We start from the raw sequence: 19,754 nt of genomic DNA, 5'->3' as shown, positions 1-19,754 counted from the left end.
GCCGGGGCCGTTGCGAACGGGTGGTTACTGGGTGACCGGGATGTCGCCGTTCTGACCCCACGTGCGGTAGATGGCGGTGCCGTTGCTGCCGTAATAGGTGATCTTCCACTCGCCGTTCGGGTTCCACACCGCACGATCGAACTGACCGTCACCGTTGTAGTCACCAGGCACCGGGACGTCACCGGCAGCGGGATTGAGCTGCGGATGAATCGCTACACCGTTGGTCCGGTAGTACTGGATGTACCAGTTCCCGTCGGACGGCCGGTACACGGCGCGGTCGTACTGGCCGTCGCCGTTGTAGTCGCCGGGGACCGGGATGTCGCCGGGCAGACCCCAGCCCCGGTAGATGGCGGTGCCGTTGCTGCCGTAGTAGGTGATCTTCCACTCGCCATTCGGGTTCCACACCGCACGATCGAACTGACCGTCACCGTTGTAGTCACCAGGCACCGGGATGTCACCGGCCGCCGCGTTGAGCTGCGGGTAGATCGCCACGCCGTTGGTCCGGTAGTACTGGATGTACCACTTGCCGTCGGACGGCCGGTACAGAGCGCGGTCGTACTGGCCGTCGCGGTTGTAGTCGCCGGGGACCGGGATGTCGCCGGGCTGGCCCCAGCCGCGGTGGATGGCGGTCCCGTTGCTGCCGTAGTAGGTGATCTTCCACTCGCCGTTCGGGTTCCACACCGCACGGTCGAACTGACCGTCACCGTTGTAGTCACCAGGCACCGGGATGTCACCGGCCGCCGCGTTCAACTGCGGATGAATCGCTACACCGTTGGTCCGGTAGTACTGGATGTACCACTTGCCGTCGGACGGCCGGTAGAAGGCGCGATCGGTCTGCCCGTCGTTGTTGTAGTCACCGATGGTGCGTTCCTGCTGCGGAGCCTGCCACTCCGCAACCGTCTCGCCGCGCAGGACGCTCAGCAGTGCCTGCTTGTTCTCGAGGCTCTCGACCTTGTTGCGGTCCTCGCTCAGGTGGATGTGCCACAGGTGCGACGGGTCGGAGCTCGAGGTGCGGTCGGCGCGGAAGTCGTAGCCCTCCACCGAGCCGTCGCTGTCGGCCTGGCCGAAGAACTCCTTCCAGCCGTTGAGCCGGGGATCCTTGGGATCCTGCCCCGACGCGAGGAGCCGCCTGGAGTACTTGGCGATGCCGCTGTAGTCGGCGCTGGCCGCCTGGAAATCCGCCGTGCTGACCGGTCCGGCATATTCGGACGAGGCCAGAGCGGCGAGGTTCGTCGAGGCGAGCTGGGCCTCGGGGAAGGTCCAGTCGTACGCGGCCGCCTTGTCGGAGGGGCCACCCTGGTCCTCCTCGTGGCGCACCGAGTAGTCGTCCGGGTCGTTGGCGGCCCTGGTGTTGTGGTAGCCGGACTTGTTGGCGTAGATACCGCCGTTGCGGGTGCCGGGCTCCAGGGCCAGGAGCTGCTCCATCAGCCACCAGGATGCATCGGTGATCCGGGCCGGATTCGGGTTCGCGGCAGCGGCGGCGGGCGTGGCCGGGCTCACGGCGACAACCGTGAGAATTGCCGTCGAGGCGGCGGCGGCGGTCAGCCGGGATATCCATGTGGAAATCCGGCCTTCGGTCGAGTGGTACAAGAAGTTCCTCCCCGTTAACGGTTCCCGGAATCATGATTGATCCGGAGTTTTATTCGGCGCCGGTGCATTTCCGGCAGCACGAAGCAGCGCTCGCCAGGTCGACTGGAGGCGCTCATCTGAGTGAATGCGTCAATGGCGGGCCGAAATGCCTACCGCTAACGGGACCTGTTCCCGGCTGCTGGGCGGGAAGGTATGGGAGACGCTGGAATGCAGTACTTGATCCCCGTGGTCATCGAATTCGCCCCCGCGCCAGATCCCTTTAGGACATGCGAACCTTATCAGGGTTGATCGATCCCATGGGGCGCTTCGGCGGCGCGGGAGAGAACGTACGGAAAATGGCGATCAACCGACTGGGGACAGTCGTGTGGCCGGGTAGCGCGAAGCCTGCAGAACCGTCATGCGGCGACAGGACGGGAGAGGTCGGCGACAATGCGGTCGATCTCGGCGAGCGCGTAGGCGGCGAGGCCACGCTGGGCCGTCTCGGCGGCCGGGTCGGTCTCCTCGAGATCGCCGAGCACGACGATGTTCTCGTCGTTGAGGGTGTTGGCGGGCGCGGTGAAGTTGAAACTGCCGGCGACCACCAGGCGCTCGTCGATGATCATGAGTTTGTGGTGGACCTTGCGGACGCCGTTGCCGACGCTGTTCTCGTGGAGGTCGGCGCCGGCCGCCAGCAGGCGCCGGGTGGCCGCCCACTTCTGCGAGCCCTGGCCCCGGTCGAGTACCCCGCGGATCGGGATGCCGGCCCTGAGCAGCCATTCCATCGTGTCGTCGATGCCCGAGGACTGGGCGAACGTGAACATGGCGAAGTCGACACGTTCGCGTGCCTTCAGCATCTGCTTCATGATCTCCATCTCCGGGCCGTGGTAGGGCGCGAAGATCGGTTTGACCCGGATCCGGCCGAGCCGGAACTCGGCGGGGCGTGAGCCGACCCGCTCCTGGAGGGCGCCGAAGGTGCCGGAACGCATCCGCCGGAATTCGGCGAGATACAGATCCGCGGCGGTACGGCCACGCAGGATCACCAGATGGTTGAGGTTGTTGCCCCGCTGTTCCGGGTTGTCCGGCGGGTTGGTGCCGGTGTCGGTGCGGGTGAAGTTGGTCGAGCCGGTCAGAACCGCGGCACTGTCGCGGCCGGCGTCGCGGACGATGAACTTCTGGTGGAAGATCTTCGGGTTCAGGTCGGTGATCAGGTCGACGCCGCCGCGCAGCAGCGCCGCGTGGATGACCCGGTTGGTCTCGTTGTCGCCGGCCGGCGCCCACGGGTCGCCGCGGGGTGGGTCCTCGAGCAGGTAGTCGCCCTCCAGAATGATCTGGATGCGGACCTTGCGCAGCCGGGCCGCCAGGACCGCTTCAGCGATGCCGCGGGAGTCGAGTTCCTGGACGGCGATCGCCAGGGACTCGGTCGCGCCGTCGATGAAGTCGCGGATCACACGGTCGAGGTCGTCCGGGGCGCCCAGGATCGGCGGTCCGGTGTAGAACTCGACATTGCCCAGGTCGATGCCCACGAGCTCAGTCTCGGCCGCCGGTGGGGGCCGGGCCTCGGATGATCGGCCTGACCGAACGGGCGAGAATACCGCGGTGACCGTCATCGACAAGATCGCCTGGATTCATCTGGACGGCGGGTCCGTCCTGAGCACCCGCAACCGCGGGATCGACGTGTACTACCTGCCCGGCGGCAAACGCGAACCCGGTGAGAGCGACGTGCAGACGCTGGTCCGTGAGGTGCGCGAGGAACTCGGCGTCGGCATCGCCGCCGGGACGGCCCGGCATCTCGCGACGTTCGAGGCGCAGGCCCACGGCCATCCGGAGGGCACGACGGTACGGATGGCGTGTTACACGGCCGCGTACGAGGGAACCCTGATGGCCGGCGCGGAGGTCGAGGAGTACGTGTGGCTCACCTGGGCCGACCGGGACCGGGTGTCCCCCGTGGACCGGCTCGTCTTCGACCACCTGCGGGCACACCGGCTGCTCACCTAGGATTTGAAGTCATGATCGATGCGGATGCCATTCTCGACGGTACGGACTGGGCGGAGCTCGGCCACGCGTACGGTTCGGCCGAGGACGTCCCGGAGCGGCTGCGGGCGCTGCTCAGCGAGGACGAGAGCCGGATCGCCGAGGTCTGGGACGAACTCGCGAACGCTCTGACCCACCAGGAGTCGGTCTATCCGGCCACGGCGCCGGCCGCGTTGTACGTGGCGGCGATCCTGAGCGACCCTCGGACCGACGTGCGGTTCCAGGGGCGGCCCCTGCGTGCCGAACTGATCGACTGGCTGGAGATCGTCGCGGCCGGGGCGATCGAGGCCGAGGAGTACACCAGCGAACCCGGTGTCGCCGAGTGCACGGCGATCATCCCCCAGCTGCGCGAAGCGGTGGCCGCGCACGCCGGCGACACGGACGAGGCGATCCGGGAGTCGGTGGAGACGTTCCTGGAGACGACGGAGCCGGAGTGACCGGTCCGGGGCGTGGCTGTGGGTGAGCGCGCAGGACCAGGTGGCACTGGACGCGAGCTACGCGGTCGTGCCGCCCGGCTGGTGGAGCTGGCGCTCCGTCGGCGCGATCATCCACCTCTTCGAGCCTGAACCCTCCACGACGCCGCCGGTCCGCCGTTCAGCGGGCAACCTCGGAGCTCGCCACGACGGACTCGGCGGCTTCGCCGGTCCGGCCGGCCGGGCCGGTGTCAGCCGGCGAGCGGGAGCGCCACCGCCAGGGGCCAGGCCACCACGATCGAGCCGGTCACCGCGATGATCCAGGCCGGCACGGCGAACCGGTTGAGGGTCGCGCTCCACAGCGTCTGCCAGAGCAGCAGGCCGATCAGCGGGAACAGCACCAGCAGCACGAAACCGTGGGTCAGCCCGGTGATGGCTGCGGCGGCCAGCACGACGACGAAGAACGCCGCGATCACCAGCAGGTGCAGCGGTACACCCCGGGTGGCGCGTTCGGCGCCGTAGGCGAACAGGGCGAACGCGGCCCACACGATCAGCAGCAGCCACCAGCGGTCACCGGACGGAACGGCGTGGGTCAGGCCCAGGTGCACCGGCACGGCGACCGAGACGATCGCGTAGGGAACGACCGCCAGCAGACGGAGGCGGCCGGCTCGCCGGGTCGGGTCTTTCGGAAGCCGTCGGGCGTACGCGAGAAGCAGCACCCCGATCACGGCCGCGTACCCGGCGACGTAACCGCCGATCGCCAGCGGCAGGTCGTCGGTGGGCAGGAAACGGGCAACGACCGCCGCCACCGCGGTGATGGCACCGGCCGCCGCGAGGCCGAGGACAGCCGGAACCGCACCCATGGCCCGCAGCCCGAACGGCGGCCGGGGACCGGCGGCGGGGCCGGCGAGCAGGACGGTCAGCGGGTGGAAACCGAGCAGGAAAGCCAGCACGAGCAGGGCCGCGCCCACCAGCCGCCGCCCCGGGAACGGGATCGCGTCGTCGTCACGCGACCCGCCGAACGCCCGGTCCAGCCACGCCACGGTCTCGCGGTGGGTCTCGGGGGCGTAGAGAACGGTGATGTGCTCCACTCCCGCGACGGTGTAGGAGGCCCGGTCGTCACGTTGCGCGGCGGCGCTCGTCGCGGCCTCGTGGAAGCCGGGGAACTCCAGGGCGCCGACCACGGTGAGCAGCCGTGCCGGCCCGTCGGCCGTGGCGGCGGACGCGTCCGGCAGGGAGATGGCCACGGTCGCCGTCACGTCCCGGTGTGCGGCCGCGTAGCGGGTGACGGCGCCGGCGCCCATCGAGTGTCCGACCAGCGCGATCCGTGCCGGGTCGGCGCCGGGCAGCGACCGCAGGTGGGCCACCGCCGCGTCGAGGTCACGCTGGAGGGCCCGGGTGGAGTCCGCGGTACCGGCGGCCTGATCCGGCAGTGACCGGGTGTTGGCGCCGTGGCCGGAGAAGTCGAGCAGGACGACCACGTAGCCGCGGGCGGCCAGGGTGTCGCCGAAGGGTGCCATCAGTTTCGCCGACCCGGAGAAGCCGTGCGCGACGACGACTCCCGGGTGGGGTCCGTTCCCGGCGGGGTGGACGACGTCCAGCGGCACCCCGGCCGAGGTGACGTGAGTGCGGCGTACGTCGGGGCCGGCTCCGGCGATCAGCCATCCGCCGGCGGCCGCGAGAACGAGCAGCAGCAGGAGCGTACGTCTCAAGGTGGCTCTCCCCGCAGCGTGGTCCGGCCGGAGCCGGATCTTATCGGCGTCGCACACTCCGGGGCTGCCCGCTAACCTGCCCGGTATGGCAAACCCTGAGCTGGAGGAGCTGATCGTCGCGGACGCCGAGGCGCTGCGCGGCTGGCTGCTGGAGCACCACGCCATATCGCCCGGCGTGTGGCTGGCGCTGACCAGGAAGGGGGGCACCGTCACCACGCTGACCTGGCAGCAGGCCGTCGACGAAGGGCTGTGCTTCGGCTGGATCGACGGGCAGGCCCGTAAACGTGACGAGGCCTCGTCGTGGATCCGGTTCACCCCCCGCCGGGCTCGCAGCATCTGGTCGCAGCGCAACGTCGAACACGTCGCCCGCCTGGAGGAAGAGGGCCGGATGCAGCCTGCCGGCCGCGCCGCGGTGGAGGCCGCGAAGGCGGACGGTCGGTGGGCGGCCGCGTATGCCCCGCCGTCGGAGGCCGTGGTGCCGGCCGACCTGCTGGCCGCGATCGCCGCCGAACCCGCCGCTCAGGCCATGTTCGACGTCCTGACCAAGACGAACCGTTTCGCCCTGATCCACCGTCTCAACGCCGTCAAACGGGCCGAGACCCGGGAACGCAAGATCGGCGAGTTCGTCGCGATGCTGGCCCGCCACGAGACCTTCTATCCCCAGAAGGCGAGGCCGGTCGCCGAGCCGGGGTGATCACTGGCAGGTCTGCCGGATGTGGTCGGCAACGGCCCGGCGACCGGCCTTGGCCTCGGGGACCGGGAGCAGTGGATAGACGTGCACGGCACCCTCCTGCTCGTGGTAGGTCAGGGGTACCGACGGGGGCATCCGGTCGCGGAGCAGGCGGCAGTCGGGCAGGGTGATGTCGCGGGTGCCGACCAGTACCTGCGTCGGTGGCAGGCGGGTCAGGTCGCCGAAGATCGGGCTCAGCCGTGGGTCCTGCAAGGGGACGTCGCCGGCCCAGGCCGCGGCCAGCGGTCGCAGACCCGGTCGTTTCAGCCACGGGTCGTGCGGTTCCACCTTGTCGACCTCGGGGTTGCTGATCGACAGGTCGAGCCACGGCGCGATCGCGGTCAGGCCGGCCACTCCCCCGTCAGCGCCGCCGACGGCCTGGGCGGCCAGCAGGGCCAGACCACCGCCGGCCGAGTCACCGGCCAGGTAGCAGCGACGGCCCCCGGCGGTCTCGGCGGCGATCACGGCGGTGACGAACTCGAGGGCGGCGAGGCCCTGGTGTGCCGGCGCGAGGCCGTAGATCGGCACGGCCACCTCATGGCCGGTCCGGCGGGCGAGGTACGCGACCAGCGCCCAGTGCTGGCGCACGATCTCGCTGGTGTAGGCGCCGCCGTGCAGGTAGACGACCGTGACGCCGGTGCCGGGCCCGGCCGGGCGGACCCGGTGCAGGTCGAAGCCGTGGTCGCGGGTGGTGCTCACGTCGAACGTCCGGCGCAGCGCCGGCGGTGGGCCGGACGGGCCCTTCGGGCGCGACAGTGTCCGCAACCCGGCCGCCTCGGTGGTGAACCTGCGCTGGTAGGCGAGCCGGGTGAAGGCCGCTACCACGTTCATCTGCCAGCTCGTCACGCGCCGATCATAGGGCGGCCCTCGGACAATATCGATCGCGTGATCATTCCGGTGGACCTAGATTGTCGGCGTCCGCTTCTACCTGATGAGGTGCTTGTATGCGTGTCTCCGTCGGTTCCGTTCCGGTCATCCGTACATCCGACGTGAGGAATCGCAGAAGTGGAACTGGCACGTAGTTTCGTCATCCGGGAGCGCGATCACCGCATCCACAACCCGTTCAGCCCCGAGAAGCTGGCCACCCTGGGTACGGCGATCCGGCTGCGGCCGGGCATGTCCGTGCTGGACCTGGCGTGCGGCAGTGGGGAGATGCTGTGCACGTGGGGCCGTGACCACGGCATCACCGGCACCGGCGTCGACATCAGCACACCGTTCCTGGAGAAGGCACGCGAGCGCGCGGCGGAGCTCGGCGTGGGCGACCGGTTGTCGTTCGTGCACGACGACGCGTCCGGGTTCGTCGCCGCCGAGCCGGTCGACGTGGCCGCCTGCATCGGCGCGACGTGGATCGGCGGCGGCGTCGAGGGCACCCTCGCCCTGCTCGGCCGCAGTCTGCGTCCGGGCGGATCGGTGCTGGTCGGTGAGCCGTTCTGGCGGCTCGACCCACCGGGCCAGGCGGCCGTCGAGGGCTGTGGCGCCTCGGCCCGCGACGAGTTCCTGGACCTGCCCGGCCTGGTCGAGTCGTTCGGCCGGTTCGGCTGGGACCTGGTGGAGATGGTGCTGGCCGACGGGGACAGCTGGGACCGGTATGTGGCCGCCCAGTGGTTCACCGTCCGGGCCTGGCTCGATGAGAACCCGGACGACGAGCTGGCGCCGGCGTTCCGCGCCGAGCTGGACACGGCGCCGCTGGCGTACGTCCGCTACCAGCGGCGTTACCTGGGTTGGGGGGTCTTCGCCCTGCAACGGCGCTGACCGGGACCCGTCGTCAGGCGGGTCGCGGTTCGAGGACGACGACGGTGGTGGGAGTGGTACGCCGGGCGGCGAAGCCGTCGAGGGTGGCGCTGGTCTCCCGCCACAGCGCCCACAGCCGGTCGTGCTCGTCGCCCCGGGCGGCGCGTGCGCGGACATCCCGCTGCGCGCCGCCCGGCAGCACCACGTGCGCGTCCGGGTTGGCCTGCAGGTTCAGCCACCAGGCCGGCTCGCCCTCACCCCAGCCGTTCATGGCGATGGTGAACAGGTTCGGTCCGTCCTCGAGGTAGGCCACGATGACGGCCCGTTCCCGGCCGGTGCGCCGCCCGGTCACGGCCAGCCGCAGCGTTCCCCACTGGTCCGGCCGGGCCCGCTGCAGGCCGACCCTGCCGCCGCTGACCTTGTACATCGCGCGGTGCACGGCCCACGCGGTCCGGATCACCCAGCGTGGCGGCAGCCACAGACTGCCCGGCTTCTTCTCTGCCATGATCAACACTCCAGACGGAGGCGGCTCACCGATGTGGCCCTCCACTGTGTCAGCAGAGCGCACGCCGGGAACACACCTCACCACCGCACCGGGCTCGCCGTCGTCCGCACCCGGCCGGCTGTGCGGTCAGCTGAGGTTGAGCACGTACGAGTCGCCGTCGCGCTGGAAGCCGAGACGGCTGTAGTAGGGAGCCTTCATCCGCGGCGGGGTGACGACCGTGTGACAGCCGCGGTCGACGAAGTAGCGACTGCGGCGGAAGACGAACTCGCCGGGGGTGAAGTCCCGGTACCGTTCGGTGACATAGTCGAGTTCGACCTGCGCGACGCCGCTGCCCGCGACATGGAACACGACGACGCCGACCACCTCGTCGGCGTTCAGGACCAGGAACGCGGCGGCGTCACGGCGGTCGAGGTCGGCGGCCGTGAAGCCCGGGTTGAACCGGACGATGTCGTCGTGATGGGTACGCAGGACGTGGCCGAGCAGCGCGTCGTCGGTGTGCACCTCGACGACCTGGTACGCCTTCTCGTCGTGGCGGGTGGCAAGCATGCGGGCCAGGTACCAGACGTTGATGACGGCCAGCACGACGTTGAGGCCCACCATGGGCCAGACGCCGACCGCCGCGTTGAAACCGATGAGCACCAGGCAGCCGAGCAGGTTGAGAGCGCGCAGGCGCAGCAGCCGGGTCTGCAGCAGCGACCAGACGAGCAGTGCTGAGCCGGCCCAGCCGATCATGTCGAGAACTTCCACCAGGTCAGCGTAGAGGTCGCAACATGCCGGAAATCCAGCGGATACACATCCGCGGGGTGGCAGGTGTCAGGAACGGGTGCTGATGAGTATTGCCGTGGCGGTGCTCGCCGCTCGTACGCGAAGATCCTTCGATGTCCGCACTGAGATTCATCAAGGGTGACGCCACCAGTCCGCAGGCCAAGGGGCCGAAGATCATCGCGCATGTCTCCAACGACATCGGCGGCTGGGGCAAGGGCTTCGTGGTGGCGATCTCGAAACGGTGGCCGGAACCGGAGCGCGAGTTCCGGCGCTGGCACCGGGAGCGGGCCGGCAACGACTTCGGGCTCGGTGCCACCCAGCTGGTGCAGGTGCAGCCGGACGTCTGGGTGGCGAACATGGTCGGCCAGCGAGGCATCTACCGGGCCCGGAGCACGGGCGTACCCGTGCGGTACGAGGCGATCGAACGCTGCCTGCACACGCTTGCCGAGCACGCGCTACGGCTGAACGCCTCGGTGCACATGCCGCGGATCGGCTGCGGGCTGGCCGGCGGCAAATGGGAACGGATCGAGCCGATGATCGTGGCCGCCCTCTGCGACCGCGACATCCCGACGACCGTCTACGACTTCGACTGATCGCCGCGCGGGCCGGACGCGGCCCGGATCAGCCGCCCGGACAGGTGTGGCGACCACCGCTGTAGGCCACGCAGGTGTTCTCCGGGACCGGGTTCCTCCGCTCCAGCTCGGTCGAGAACGCGTAGACGGCACCCACCCCGGCAACCGTGATCAGCAACGCGATCACCGCACCGCGGAGCGGCCCTGCAACTTCGCGCCGGGCGCCGACGATCGCGGCGAGGGCGGCGCTCAGGCCGGCGACGAGCCACGCGGCGGCCTGAGCGGAACCGTCCCCGGAGAACCAGCCCGGCAGCAGGCTCACGAACGCGGCCGGGCTCACCACCAGAAGAACGGCCAGGAGAGCAAGAGCGGCCAACCCGAGGAGAACCACGGCCGCGAGGGCGGTCGTACGGCCGGACCGGCTTTCCCGGGAAGGGCCGGGGAGCATCACGCCACCGTGCCCGTCGTCGTCTTTCTCACCTCCGCATGCTGCCACGGCGATCACGTTGATCGATCGTGGCCCCGGTCGCTTCTCGCGCACAGCTGGGGATCGCCGCGGAGCACTCCCGCCGGCGGGCGGCGTAGCAGCGTACGGATGAGAGTTTCCGCACTTCGCCGGAGGGTACCGGACCGTGGCCGGGATGCTGGTGGCACCGTGTCGGGATGGATTTGACCGTGATCCTCGGCCCGATGAAGGGCGGCAAATCGCTGGAGATGATCAGCCTGCTGTCGCCGTTGCAGTACGCGGACATCCCGCACCGGATCTATCAGTCCGCACGGCACGGCCGGGACACGGCGGTCACCTCCCGTTCCGGCGGCAGCCTGCAGACGGTGAAGGTGCACAGCCTGGCCGGGGCCGCGGACGGCGGCGTCGAGGTCATCGGCGTCGACGAGATCCACATGTTCACGGTCGACGACATCGCGGTCCTCGGGGCGGCGGTCCGATCCGGGGTCAAGGTGGTGGTGGCCGGCATCGACCTGGACCACCGTGGTCAGCTGTTCGCGCCGGTCCGGGCCCTGTTCGAGCTCGCCCCGGCCGAAGTGATCTACCGGCGGGCGGTCTGTGACGTGTGCCGGGCCCTGGACGCCACGCACACCCAGGTGCTGGAGCACGGCAAGCCGATGATCCGGGAGCTCGCACCGTCCACGGCGCTGCCGGACGACGGCACCTACACGTACGAGGCCCGCTGCCGCCGCTGCGTCGTACTGCCCTAGGGTCGGCACGGTGGAGCGCATCGCCCTGATCTCTGACGTGCACGGCAACCTGACCGCCCTCGAGGCGGTGCTGGCCGACATCGACGCCCGCGGCATCACCCGGATCCTCAATCTCGGCGACTACGTGGGCAAGGGCCCGCGTGGCCGTGAGGTGATCGAGATCTGCCGGGAGCGGTGCGAGGTCAACATCCTCGGCAACTGGGACGACTTCCTGCCCGACCCGGCCCGCACGTTCGACAGCGAGGGACTGGCCTGGTGGCTGGCGCAACTCGGCGACGGGCAGGGTGACTGGCTGCGGTCGCTGCCGTTCTGCCACGATCTCCTGGTCAGTGGCCGCCGGGTCCGGCTGTTCCACGCGTCGGCGACCAGCGTGCACCGGCGGGTCCGGTTCGACCATGACGAGGCCGAGTTCCTCGGCATGTTCGCCAACACGCCGGCGACCGGGGACGGGCCGGTGCCGGACGTCGTCGGATACGGCGACACACACGACCCGTTCTACGAGGTGTCCGGCGACAATCTGACGTTGTTCAACACCGGCAGCGTCGGCAACAGCATGAACGACCCGACGCCGGTCTACGTGATCCTGGAGGGCGTCATCGGCTCGGAGGCGGCGGCGCCGTTCTCGGTGCAGTTCGTGCGGGTGCCGTACGACGTGGAGGCGGAGATCGCCGCGGCCACCCGCCTGGGCATGCCCGAGCTCGACGGCTACGTATCGGAGCTGCGCGACGGCGTGTACCGCGGCGCGATGCACGACCCGCACCGCCGGACGTATCACCGCCTGCCGCGCTGAGCCGCGGCGGCCGACGGCGTCGTGGATTCGTGGGCGTTGTGCTGGATCATCGGGCAGGCACTGCGTTCCGAAGCGGGCGGCGAGCCCTCGAGTTCGCTGTTCCCGGGCCAGGCCTCGGCGATGCTGCTGCAGAAATCCGCCAGACTCGCGACGGAGGGCCCTGGAACCGCGACGCGCCGGCCCCGGCAGCCTCGTGATCCGCCATGGCCGCCGGCGGCTGCGCGACGGCGTCTATCGTGACGCGATGAACGGACACCGGCGTACGCACCACCGGCACCCCGGATGAACCGCGACCGCACCACGGTGATCGTCGCCGGCATGGGACCGGTCGGTGCGCTGCTGGCCTCGCTGCTCGGCAGCCGGGGTGTTCCGACAGTCGTGATCGAGCCACAGCACGGGCCGTACCCCAAACCGCGGGCCGCCGTGCTCGACGCCGAGGCGATCCGGGCATTGACCCTGGTGCCGGGCCTGCCACCCTTCGAGACGTGGGCGACGGCGGTGGACCGCAACGGGGTCATGGACGCCCGGCATCGTCCGCTGTTCATGGTGGAGCAGACCGCCCGGGTGTTCGGGCATCCGCAGGTCGCCCGGCTCGACCAGCCCGCTCTGGAAGCCGGCCTGCGCGCTGCCGCGACCGGCACCGGTCACGTGCGGATCCTGGCCGGGCGCAGCGTCACCGGTGTCGAACAGGACGACGACGAGGTCACCGTGGTCCTCGACGACGGCAGCCGGGTGACCGGGCAGTGGCTGGCCGGCTGCGACGGCCTGGGCAGCGCGGTCCGCACGGCGGCCGGGATCGGTTTCCCGGGCGACACCTATCCGCAGCCGTGGCTGGTGGTCGACGCGCGCAACCGGGAGACCGGCGAAACCCCGTCGAGTGTCGCGTTCGTGCTCGACCCGGACCGCCCGTGCGTGGCGATGTCGCAGCGCGACCGCCGCCGCTGGGAGTGGATGCTGCTGCCCGGCGAGGACCCGGACCGGATGACCGCGGAGGAGACCGTCCGTTCGCTGGTCGGCGCCTGGGTGGAGCCCGGCGGGCTGGACATCGAGCGGACGGCCGTGTTCACCTTCCACGCCCGGACGGCCGATCGGTGGCGCGCCGGGCGTGTGCTGCTGGCCGGGGACGCCGCCCACGTCATGCCGCCGTTCGCGGGCGCCGGCCTCGGCATGGGGATCCGCGACGCGGCCGCGCTGGCGTGGCGGCTCGCCGACGTGGCCGGCGGCGCCGATCCGGAACTGCTCGACGGCTACGAGCAGGAACGCCGGCCGGACGTCGAGCGGATGACGGCGATGGCGTCACGGATGGGCCGGATCGTGCAGAGCCGCAGCCGGACGACGGTGCGTCTCGTGCGGCTGGTGCTGCGGTTGCTGGCGCCGCTGGCCGGGGCCGGCGCACGGCCGTTGCCGGCCCGCCGGTTGTCCCGGTCCGTGGCGGGTCCTCTGCCGGGTGCCGGACGGGCGTTGCCCAACCCGCGGGTCAGTGTCGGCGGCGGGCCGCCGCAGCGCCTGGACGAGGTCATCGGGTACCGGTGGGCGTACATCGGCCACGGTTGTGACCCACGGAGCGTGACCACCGGTATCCCGGCCGGCGTGGCGCTGGTGGCGCTGGACCATCCGGATCCGGCGCCCGGCTGTTTGGCGATGACCGATCTCGACGGGCTCCTGACGGCCCGGGCCGGCACCGTGACGGTGGCCCGCCCGGACCGATTTCTGAAGGGACGCCTGACCGGGGCGGGTCACTCGTAGCAGCCGGCCCGGTCGCTCTCCACGTGCACGTACGTGACCTTGCCCTTGTCGATGTTGATCCGGTAGTGCGCGCCGTCGCCCTTCACGGCGTCGACCAGGATGTCTCCGGAGGTCCGTTCGGCGGCGGGCGTCTCGTCACCGTCGGTCCGCCAGGTGAACTCCGGGTACGCGCGGCGCACCGCGGCGAGTGTGCTGCCGGTCCGGATGCCCTCCGGGGTCCGCTGGTTGCCGAAGGAGTCGACCGCGCGCAGCCCGTACTTGCCGTTGAAGATCATCCACTCTTCTTCGGTCTGGCCCTTCCAGTACGCGGTGACGCAACCGCCGGGCGGGACGTCGTCCTGCCCGGTGCTGACGACGATCAGTCCGGTCGCCTTGGCGGCGGTCAGGCTCATGCCGATCTTCAGCCGGCCGATGCGGTCGGGCTGGATCGTCAGGTCGGCGGTGGCGGTCGCGGTGTTCACCGGCCGGCTGGGCCGCGCGCTGGAGGGCGCGCCGGACGACGGTACGAACGACGGGCTTGCGGCCGGCCGCGCCTGGCCCGAGGCGGAGGGCGAGGTCAGGCCGGCCGGGGCGGCGATGCCGTCCACGTGCTGAGGGCTGTTGCAGGCGGCGGTGAGGCCGACCAGGGCGGCGGCGGCGAGGACCTGGGCCGAACGAATCATTGGAGGGGTTCCCTTTCCCACTTGGTTTCGTTCGGTGTGATGCGGCGTCCGGCCGGTTGGTTCTGGCTTGCGATTACGAACAGGTAACGGACTGATCGGTCGCGGTCAGGAGGCGGTGGCCTCACGTTCGATGCAGAACTCGTTGCCTTCCGGGTCGAGCAGGGTCACCCAGCCGCGGCCGTCGGGCCGGCGGTGGTCCTCGTGCACCTTGGCGCCGAGGCCGATGACCCGTTCGACATCCGCGTCGCGGGTACGCCCGGTCGGCTCCCAGTCGAAGTGGACGCGATTCTTGACGGTCTTGCCCTCGGGCACCCGGATGAACAGCAGGCCGGGCACCGGCGCGGGTGCCTCGACCAGCACCTCGTCGTCGCCGGGCTCGTCCTGATCGGACACCGGCCAGCCGGTGACGTTGCTCCAGAACGTGCCGAGCGCGTACGGGTCGGCACAGTCGATGGTCACGTGACGAAGTCTCATCCGAGACACTCTAGGCAAGGGTGGTCCTCGACGCGCCGTCGCAGCACATCGAGGACCACCGGTATCAGCGGGACGTTCCTACCGGAGAACCCCCGTCACGGTTTCCATCGCCACGAGAAGCAGGTCCACGGGTCGATACCGACGAGCCACCCGAATTGTGGCTGCTTCGCACTGCACCGTCCCGGGATCATCGCCCACGCCCAGTCGGTGGGCGAGCTGCACATGTTCGGGATCGACAGGCAACTGCGGTAGTGATAGTTGATGCCGGTCGCGAGCCAGCTCCGTTCGATCTGCCCGTAGTTGCCGTGCCGCCAGTAGTACTCCAGACCCTTCGACTGGAACTGGACCTGCCGGTAGCAGTACTCGCCCTGAATGGGGCACTCCTCGCTCGTGGGTCCGCCGTAATACCAGCCGGAATACTTGTTCCACAGGCCGGTCTGCCGTGGCGAGTACCGCTGCCAGCCCTCGTTGTCCCCCAGCATCATCACGTTGTTGGAGTACCAGCTCGCACCGACGGTGTTCTTGGCGTACACCCGGAACTCGAACATGTCCGTGCCGGGGCACTCGAACACGAAACTGCGGCTGGTGGTCTCCCCGGTCTTGTACCAGCTGCCGTTCCGGGTCCGGTTGCGTGCCTCGATCACGTAGGTAGTGGCGTTGCGGCTGGCATTCCAGGACAGCGCGATGGCCCGGGCGCCCTGGGACGTCGTGTACCGGTACCGCAGGTTGGTGGGAATCGTCGGCGGCGTGTAGTCGACGGTGACGACGTTGGACGGCACGCTGTCCTCCGCCCCGCCCGAGCCGATCGTGAGGACCCGGAACTGCTGCGTCCCGTGACCCAGCATGGTCGCGGTGAAGTTGCAGCAGGAGTTGTCCGGCCACTCGTACCGGCTCCAGCTCGTGTTGATCGGGGTGTTGCGCCGCTCGATCCAGTACCACGCGCCGGGCGTCGTGCTGGCGGTCCAGTTCAGCGTGATCCCGGTAGAGGTGATCGTCGCCTTCAAGTTCGTCGGCGGCGCCGGGCGTGGTGCGACGGGCGTCGCCTCCCGCACGTTCGAGAAGCCGCTGTCGGGCGCTCCGCCCGTTCCGATCGCCTGGACCCGGAACTCGTACTTGCTCTTGTTGGTCAGGTAGCTGGCCACATAGGTGCAGCAGGAGTTGACCGGGGTGGGATTCTTCTTCCAGGACTGGCCTGCCGAGACGTTACGCGACCAGATCCAATACCAGGCGCCGGAGGTGCTGCTGGCGTTCCACGTCAGCGTCACCTTGCCGTTGCCCGGCACCGCGTTCAGACCGGACGGGGCGCCGGGCGTCGGGGCCACCGGATACGCGCTGTCGACGTTCGACGCCACGCTGTCCGCCGCGCCGCCGGAGCCGACCGTGGTGACCCGGTAGTCGTAGCGGTCCCCGTTGGTCAGACCGGTGCTGGTGAAGGAACAGCAGTTCGTGATCGGGAGCTCCAGCTTCTGCCAGGACTGGCCCGCGGACACGTTACGCATCCACACCCAGTACCAGGCGCCGCTGTGGCTGGCCGTCCAGGTCAGGCTGGCCTTGCCGTTGCCGGAGACCACGTTCAGGCCCGTCGGCGGCGCCGGACGGGGTGCGACCGGGGTGGCGTCGTCCACGTTCGAGAAGCCGCTGTCGGGTCCGCCGTTGGCGCCTACGGTGTTCACCCGGTACTCGTACCGGTGCCCGTTGACCAGGTCGGTGCTGGTGAACGTGCAGCAGTTCGTGATCGGCAGGCTCAGCTTCTGCCACGCCTGACCGGCGGTGGCGTCGCGCATCCACACCCAGTACCAGGCACCGGAAGTGGAGCTCGCCGTCCACTTCAGCACCGCCTGGCCGTTGCCGGCCGTCGCCGTCAGGTTCGTCGGCGCCCCGGGCGCGGGCGCGGTCGGCGTCGCGCCGGCCACGTTGCTGGCAGCGCTGTCGGGTCCTCCGCCGGCACCGATGGTGACGACCTTGTACTCGTAGCGCTGCCCGTTGGTGAGGCTGCCGCTGGTGAAGGTGCAGCAGTTCGTGATCGGCAGCTCGAGCTTGTGCCACGCCTGACCGGCGGTGGCGTTGCGCATCCACACCCAGTACCAGGCACCGGCTGTCACGCTCGGTTCCCACTTGAGGGTCACCTGCGAGTTGCCGGCGGTGGCGGTCAGGTTGCCGGGCGCGTCCGGCGCCAGGCCGGCCGGGGTTGCCGACGCGATGTTCGACTGTGCGCTGTCCGGTGCCCCGTCGGCACCGATCACCGCCGCCCGGAACTGGTAGTTGTGACCGTTGGTAAGTTCGAGGGCGGTGAAGCTGCAGCAGGTGGTGACAGGCAGCTCCAGCCTGCTCCAGTCCCCGCCGTCGGTGGCGTCACGCATGTAGATCCAATGCCAGGAGCCGGGCTCCGGGCTGGTCCAGGTCAGCGTGACGCGCCGGTCGCCCGGAGTGGCCTGAAGGTTCGTCGGCGCGTTCGCAAGCGGCAGCGTCGCGGTGGCTCTGGCGACGTTCGACGAGCCTGATTCGCCGCCGCCGTTGATGGCGACGACCTTGTACTCGTACACGTGGCTGTGCTTGAGCATTCCGGCTGTCTTCTGGCAGCACTCGGTGACCGGCCATTCCCAGGGGGTGAACTCCGTCTCTCCGGCGGTGAGGTCCCGCTGGTAGATCAGGTGCCACAGATCGGGGTCGGACGTGGCCCACTTCAGTTCGATCGTCCCGTCGGCCGCCGGTGTGGCGGTCAGACCGGTCGGGGCCGGCGGCGGCGCGATGGTCGAGGTGGCACTCACGACAGGCGACGTCGGGCCCTCACCGCCCTCGTTGATGGCGGCGACCTTGTACTCGTAGACGTGACCGTGCTGGAGGTAACCGGCGGTCATAGTGTTCGAGGTGGCCGGATAGGGCAGCCTGGTGAAGTCGGTGTCACCGGCAGTGGCGTCCCGCTGGTAGACCTGGTACCACAGGCCCGGGGCGGTCTCGTCCCAGTCGAGCTGGATCGAGCCGTCGGACTTGAGGGTCGCCTTCAGGCCGGTGACCGCCGGCGGCAGCGCGTAGAACGCGGTCGCCCGGGCGCCGGCGGACTGCGGCGAGTCGCCGCCCCCGTTCTTGGCCTTGACCACGAATTCGTACTCGTGGCCGTTCACCAGTTTGTCGGCCCGGTACTGGGTGCTGCCCGCCTCGGGCTGACCGTCAGTCGTGAAGTCGATCTCGCCCAAGGTGATGTCGCGCGCCAGGACGGTGTAGCCCCACACGTTGGGCACCGGGTTCCAGCTGATGGTCGCGCCGCCGGAGGTGTCCGCTGCGGCGGTGACGCCAGTCGGTGCAACGGGCGGCGCGACGTCGATCGTGGCGCTGACCGTGCCGGAGAACGGGCCGGCACCGGAAGCGTTCGAGGCTGTCACCTTGTATTCGTAGGTGTGCCCGTCGAACAGGAACGCGGCTTCCTTCTGCAGCGCGGTCGTCGAGGTCGGAACCCGGGCGAAGTGGGTCTGCCCGCCGGTCACATCCCGTTGGTGCACCCAGTAGGCGGTAGCGCCGGCCACGGCCTGCCACTTGAGGACGGCGAGGTCCTCGTGCACGGTGACGGTGAGGCCGGTCGGCGCGGCGGGCACGTTCGGGGACGGGGCCGGCCGCGGCCAGTCGACCTCGATGAATCGCGGACGACCGTCGCGGACGTCGTTGTACGTACCGTCGGTCTCCATGCTGTTGAGGTCGTAGGAGACCAGCAGCTTGCCGCTGCGGGCGAGCTCGGGGTGCACACGGGCGTTGTACATGAACACGCCCGGCTTGGACACCTCCGGTGTGGTGAACAGCTGGACCGGACCGGCGAACGGGCCGGTCGGCGAGTCCGAGGTGTACGCCACGATCTGCGAGTCGAACATCAGGTTGTTCTCGTGGCTGACCCACACGTACTGGCTGCCGACCTTCTGCACACCGCCGCCGCCGACGCCGCTGATCAGGCGGCCCACGGCGTTGACATCGGTGGACCAGGTGCTGCCGGTCCAGTACTGCCACTGCCCCGACAGCCCACCGGCCGGGACCCGGGCCAGATGCGCGAACTTCATGAGGCCGGAGCCGGAGGAGATGCCGTAGATGTAGGTGTAGGCGCCGTCCGGGAAGATCCCGGCGCCCCAGCTGATCGACGGTCCGACCGGCAGATCGACGACATTGCTCAGCGTCAGCGAGGGCAGGGCAAAGGTCGCCAACGAGACCCCGGTCTGCTCGAAATCGAGCACACCCGGGCCGGTCTTTCGCATCCGGTTGTAGGCGACCTTGAGCGTGTTGCCCTCGACGGCCCCGTCCGCGGCCCAGAAGAACTCGTTCTGCTGAGTGGGCTTGACCAGCGCCTCCGGCGCCTGCGCCGTCCCGCCGTGCAGCGTCTTGGTCAATCCCGTGCCGTCCTGCACGACAATCAGGTTGTTGACCATCGGCGCGTTCCTCGGCCGCGTGTTGTCCGCGTTGACGGTGCCCAGGAAGCTGTCGGCGAACAACCACGCCACCCGGCCGTCCGGCAGGACGACCGATGCCGTGTTGTCACCACCGGTCCAATGGTTGCCGGCGTTGCCGTACGTGGTGAACATGCTGTTCACGGCATCGGCGGACATGCCACCGGCCGGAACTGCGGACGCCGGGCTCTGCGGAACGGCCACGAACGCCAGCACCATGATCATGGTGAAGAAAGCCGCGACGGAACTCCGGGCCAGCCGCAGCCGGTCCGGGTGATCCGGATCAGTATTCATGTTGTACTCGCCCCTCGGGACGTAAAGATCTTGGACCCCGCTCCGGGGTGAGCACATCCTGGATCATCGATGCGGCCGCCACAAGGCCGGTACTGAGCAAAAAGGACACGCCGCCCGTCAG

17 protein-coding genes and 1 pseudogene are annotated in these 19,754 nt (G+C 69.8%); 8 read left to right on the top strand and 10 right to left on the bottom strand.

What is annotated here, in order from left to right; all coding sequences use genetic code 11:
* Positions 1-873: 873 nt before the first annotated feature.
* Together AB0G04_RS10285 and AB0G04_RS10280 are read right to left on the bottom strand one after the other, a co-directional pair.
* Positions 874-1,545 (bottom strand): annotated as a pseudogene (locus tag AB0G04_RS10285) (hypothetical protein); the annotation flags it as partial.
* A 440-nt stretch (positions 1,546-1,985) separates the two neighbouring features.
* The gene (locus AB0G04_RS10280) at positions 1,986-3,092 is read right to left on the bottom strand and encodes a phospholipase D-like domain-containing protein (protein ID WP_360979735.1); all 1,107 of its coding nucleotides are present in this window, start codon (positions 3,090-3,092) and stop codon (positions 1,986-1,988) included.
* 73 nt (positions 3,093-3,165) lie between these two features.
* Here AB0G04_RS10280 and AB0G04_RS10275 point away from each other — a divergent pair, with 73 nt between their 5' ends.
* Positions 3,166-3,564: an NUDIX domain-containing protein gene (locus AB0G04_RS10275; protein WP_360979732.1), complete on the top strand. Its 399-nt coding sequence runs from the start codon at positions 3,166-3,168 to the stop codon at positions 3,562-3,564.
* Between the two features lie 11 nt (positions 3,565-3,575).
* Positions 3,576-4,037, top strand: a complete 462-nt coding sequence (locus AB0G04_RS10270) for a hypothetical protein (RefSeq protein WP_360979729.1) — start codon at positions 3,576-3,578, stop codon at positions 4,035-4,037.
* Between the two features lie 227 nt (positions 4,038-4,264).
* On the opposite strand, the gene AB0G04_RS10265 is transcribed toward AB0G04_RS10270, so the two are convergent.
* Positions 4,265-5,725 (bottom strand): alpha/beta fold hydrolase, encoded by a 1,461-nt coding sequence (locus AB0G04_RS10265; protein WP_360979724.1) that lies wholly within the window; start codon positions 5,723-5,725, stop codon positions 4,265-4,267.
* Between the two features lie 85 nt (positions 5,726-5,810).
* Between AB0G04_RS10265 and AB0G04_RS10260 the strand changes: the two genes are divergently transcribed.
* The gene (locus AB0G04_RS10260; protein WP_360979721.1) at positions 5,811-6,419 is read left to right on the top strand and encodes a YdeI/OmpD-associated family protein; all 609 of its coding nucleotides are present in this window, start codon (positions 5,811-5,813) and stop codon (positions 6,417-6,419) included.
* Here AB0G04_RS10260 and AB0G04_RS10255 read toward each other — a convergent pair whose 3' ends face one another.
* On the bottom strand, positions 6,420-7,301 hold the full coding sequence (locus tag AB0G04_RS10255; RefSeq protein WP_360979718.1) for an alpha/beta hydrolase: 882 nt from the start codon (positions 7,299-7,301) through the stop codon (positions 6,420-6,422).
* A gap of 159 nt (positions 7,302-7,460) precedes the next feature.
* Here AB0G04_RS10255 and AB0G04_RS10250 point away from each other — a divergent pair, with 159 nt between their 5' ends.
* Positions 7,461-8,207: a class I SAM-dependent methyltransferase gene (locus AB0G04_RS10250; protein ID WP_360979715.1), complete on the top strand. Its 747-nt coding sequence runs from the start codon at positions 7,461-7,463 to the stop codon at positions 8,205-8,207.
* 13 nt (positions 8,208-8,220) lie between these two features.
* Here the strand turns inward: AB0G04_RS10250 and AB0G04_RS10245 are convergent, their stop codons facing one another.
* A complete protein-coding gene (locus tag AB0G04_RS10245) occupies positions 8,221-8,691 on the bottom strand; it encodes a nitroreductase/quinone reductase family protein (RefSeq protein WP_360979712.1) in 471 nt (156 codons plus the stop codon).
* A gap of 126 nt (positions 8,692-8,817) precedes the next feature.
* The gene (locus AB0G04_RS10240; RefSeq protein ID WP_360979709.1) at positions 8,818-9,438 is read right to left on the bottom strand and encodes a hypothetical protein; all 621 of its coding nucleotides are present in this window, start codon (positions 9,436-9,438) and stop codon (positions 8,818-8,820) included.
* Between the two features lie 131 nt (positions 9,439-9,569).
* On the opposite strand from AB0G04_RS10240, the gene AB0G04_RS10235 reads away from it, so the two are divergent.
* Positions 9,570-10,049 (top strand): macro domain-containing protein, encoded by a 480-nt coding sequence (locus AB0G04_RS10235; protein ID WP_360979706.1) that lies wholly within the window; start codon positions 9,570-9,572, stop codon positions 10,047-10,049.
* A 28-nt stretch (positions 10,050-10,077) separates the two neighbouring features.
* On the opposite strand, the gene AB0G04_RS10230 is transcribed toward AB0G04_RS10235, so the two are convergent.
* Positions 10,078-10,524, bottom strand: coding sequence for a hypothetical protein (locus tag AB0G04_RS10230; RefSeq protein ID WP_360979703.1), 447 nt, complete (start codon positions 10,522-10,524; stop codon positions 10,078-10,080).
* Between the two features lie 167 nt (positions 10,525-10,691).
* Here AB0G04_RS10230 and AB0G04_RS10225 point away from each other — a divergent pair, with 167 nt between their 5' ends.
* From AB0G04_RS10225 to AB0G04_RS10215, 3 genes are all read left to right on the top strand, one after another.
* Positions 10,692-11,243: a thymidine kinase gene (locus AB0G04_RS10225; protein WP_360979700.1), complete on the top strand. Its 552-nt coding sequence runs from the start codon at positions 10,692-10,694 to the stop codon at positions 11,241-11,243.
* Positions 11,244-11,253: 10 nt separating this feature from the next.
* The gene (locus AB0G04_RS10220) at positions 11,254-12,033 is read left to right on the top strand and encodes a metallophosphoesterase family protein (RefSeq protein ID WP_360979697.1); all 780 of its coding nucleotides are present in this window, start codon (positions 11,254-11,256) and stop codon (positions 12,031-12,033) included.
* A 282-nt stretch (positions 12,034-12,315) separates the two neighbouring features.
* Positions 12,316-13,779, top strand: a complete 1,464-nt coding sequence (locus tag AB0G04_RS10215) for an FAD-dependent monooxygenase (RefSeq protein ID WP_360979694.1) — start codon at positions 12,316-12,318, stop codon at positions 13,777-13,779.
* Here the strand turns inward: AB0G04_RS10215 and AB0G04_RS10210 are convergent.
* From AB0G04_RS10210 to AB0G04_RS10200, 3 genes are all read right to left on the bottom strand, one after another.
* Positions 13,770-14,441 carry a hypothetical protein gene (locus AB0G04_RS10210; protein WP_360979691.1) on the bottom strand — a complete coding sequence of 224 codons (672 nt, stop codon included), beginning with the start codon at positions 14,439-14,441 and terminating at the stop codon, positions 13,770-13,772. The two genes, AB0G04_RS10215 and AB0G04_RS10210, sit on opposite strands and share 10 nt — an antisense overlap.
* Before the next feature lie 105 nt (positions 14,442-14,546).
* On the bottom strand, positions 14,547-14,915 hold the full coding sequence (locus tag AB0G04_RS10205; protein WP_360979688.1) for a VOC family protein: 369 nt from the start codon (positions 14,913-14,915) through the stop codon (positions 14,547-14,549).
* Between the two features lie 95 nt (positions 14,916-15,010).
* Positions 15,011-19,633: a fibronectin type III domain-containing protein gene (locus AB0G04_RS10200; protein ID WP_360979685.1), complete on the bottom strand. Its 4,623-nt coding sequence runs from the start codon at positions 19,631-19,633 to the stop codon at positions 15,011-15,013.
* Between the last annotated feature and the right edge of the window lie 121 nt (positions 19,634-19,754).

Origin of the sequence: Actinoplanes sp. NPDC023801 (assembly GCF_040639655.1) — a bacterium.
GTDB lineage: Bacteria > Actinomycetota > Actinomycetes > Mycobacteriales > Micromonosporaceae > Actinoplanes.
The sequence above is the reverse complement of the archived record's forward strand: the minus strand, read 5'-3'. Positions and strand labels throughout refer to the sequence as shown.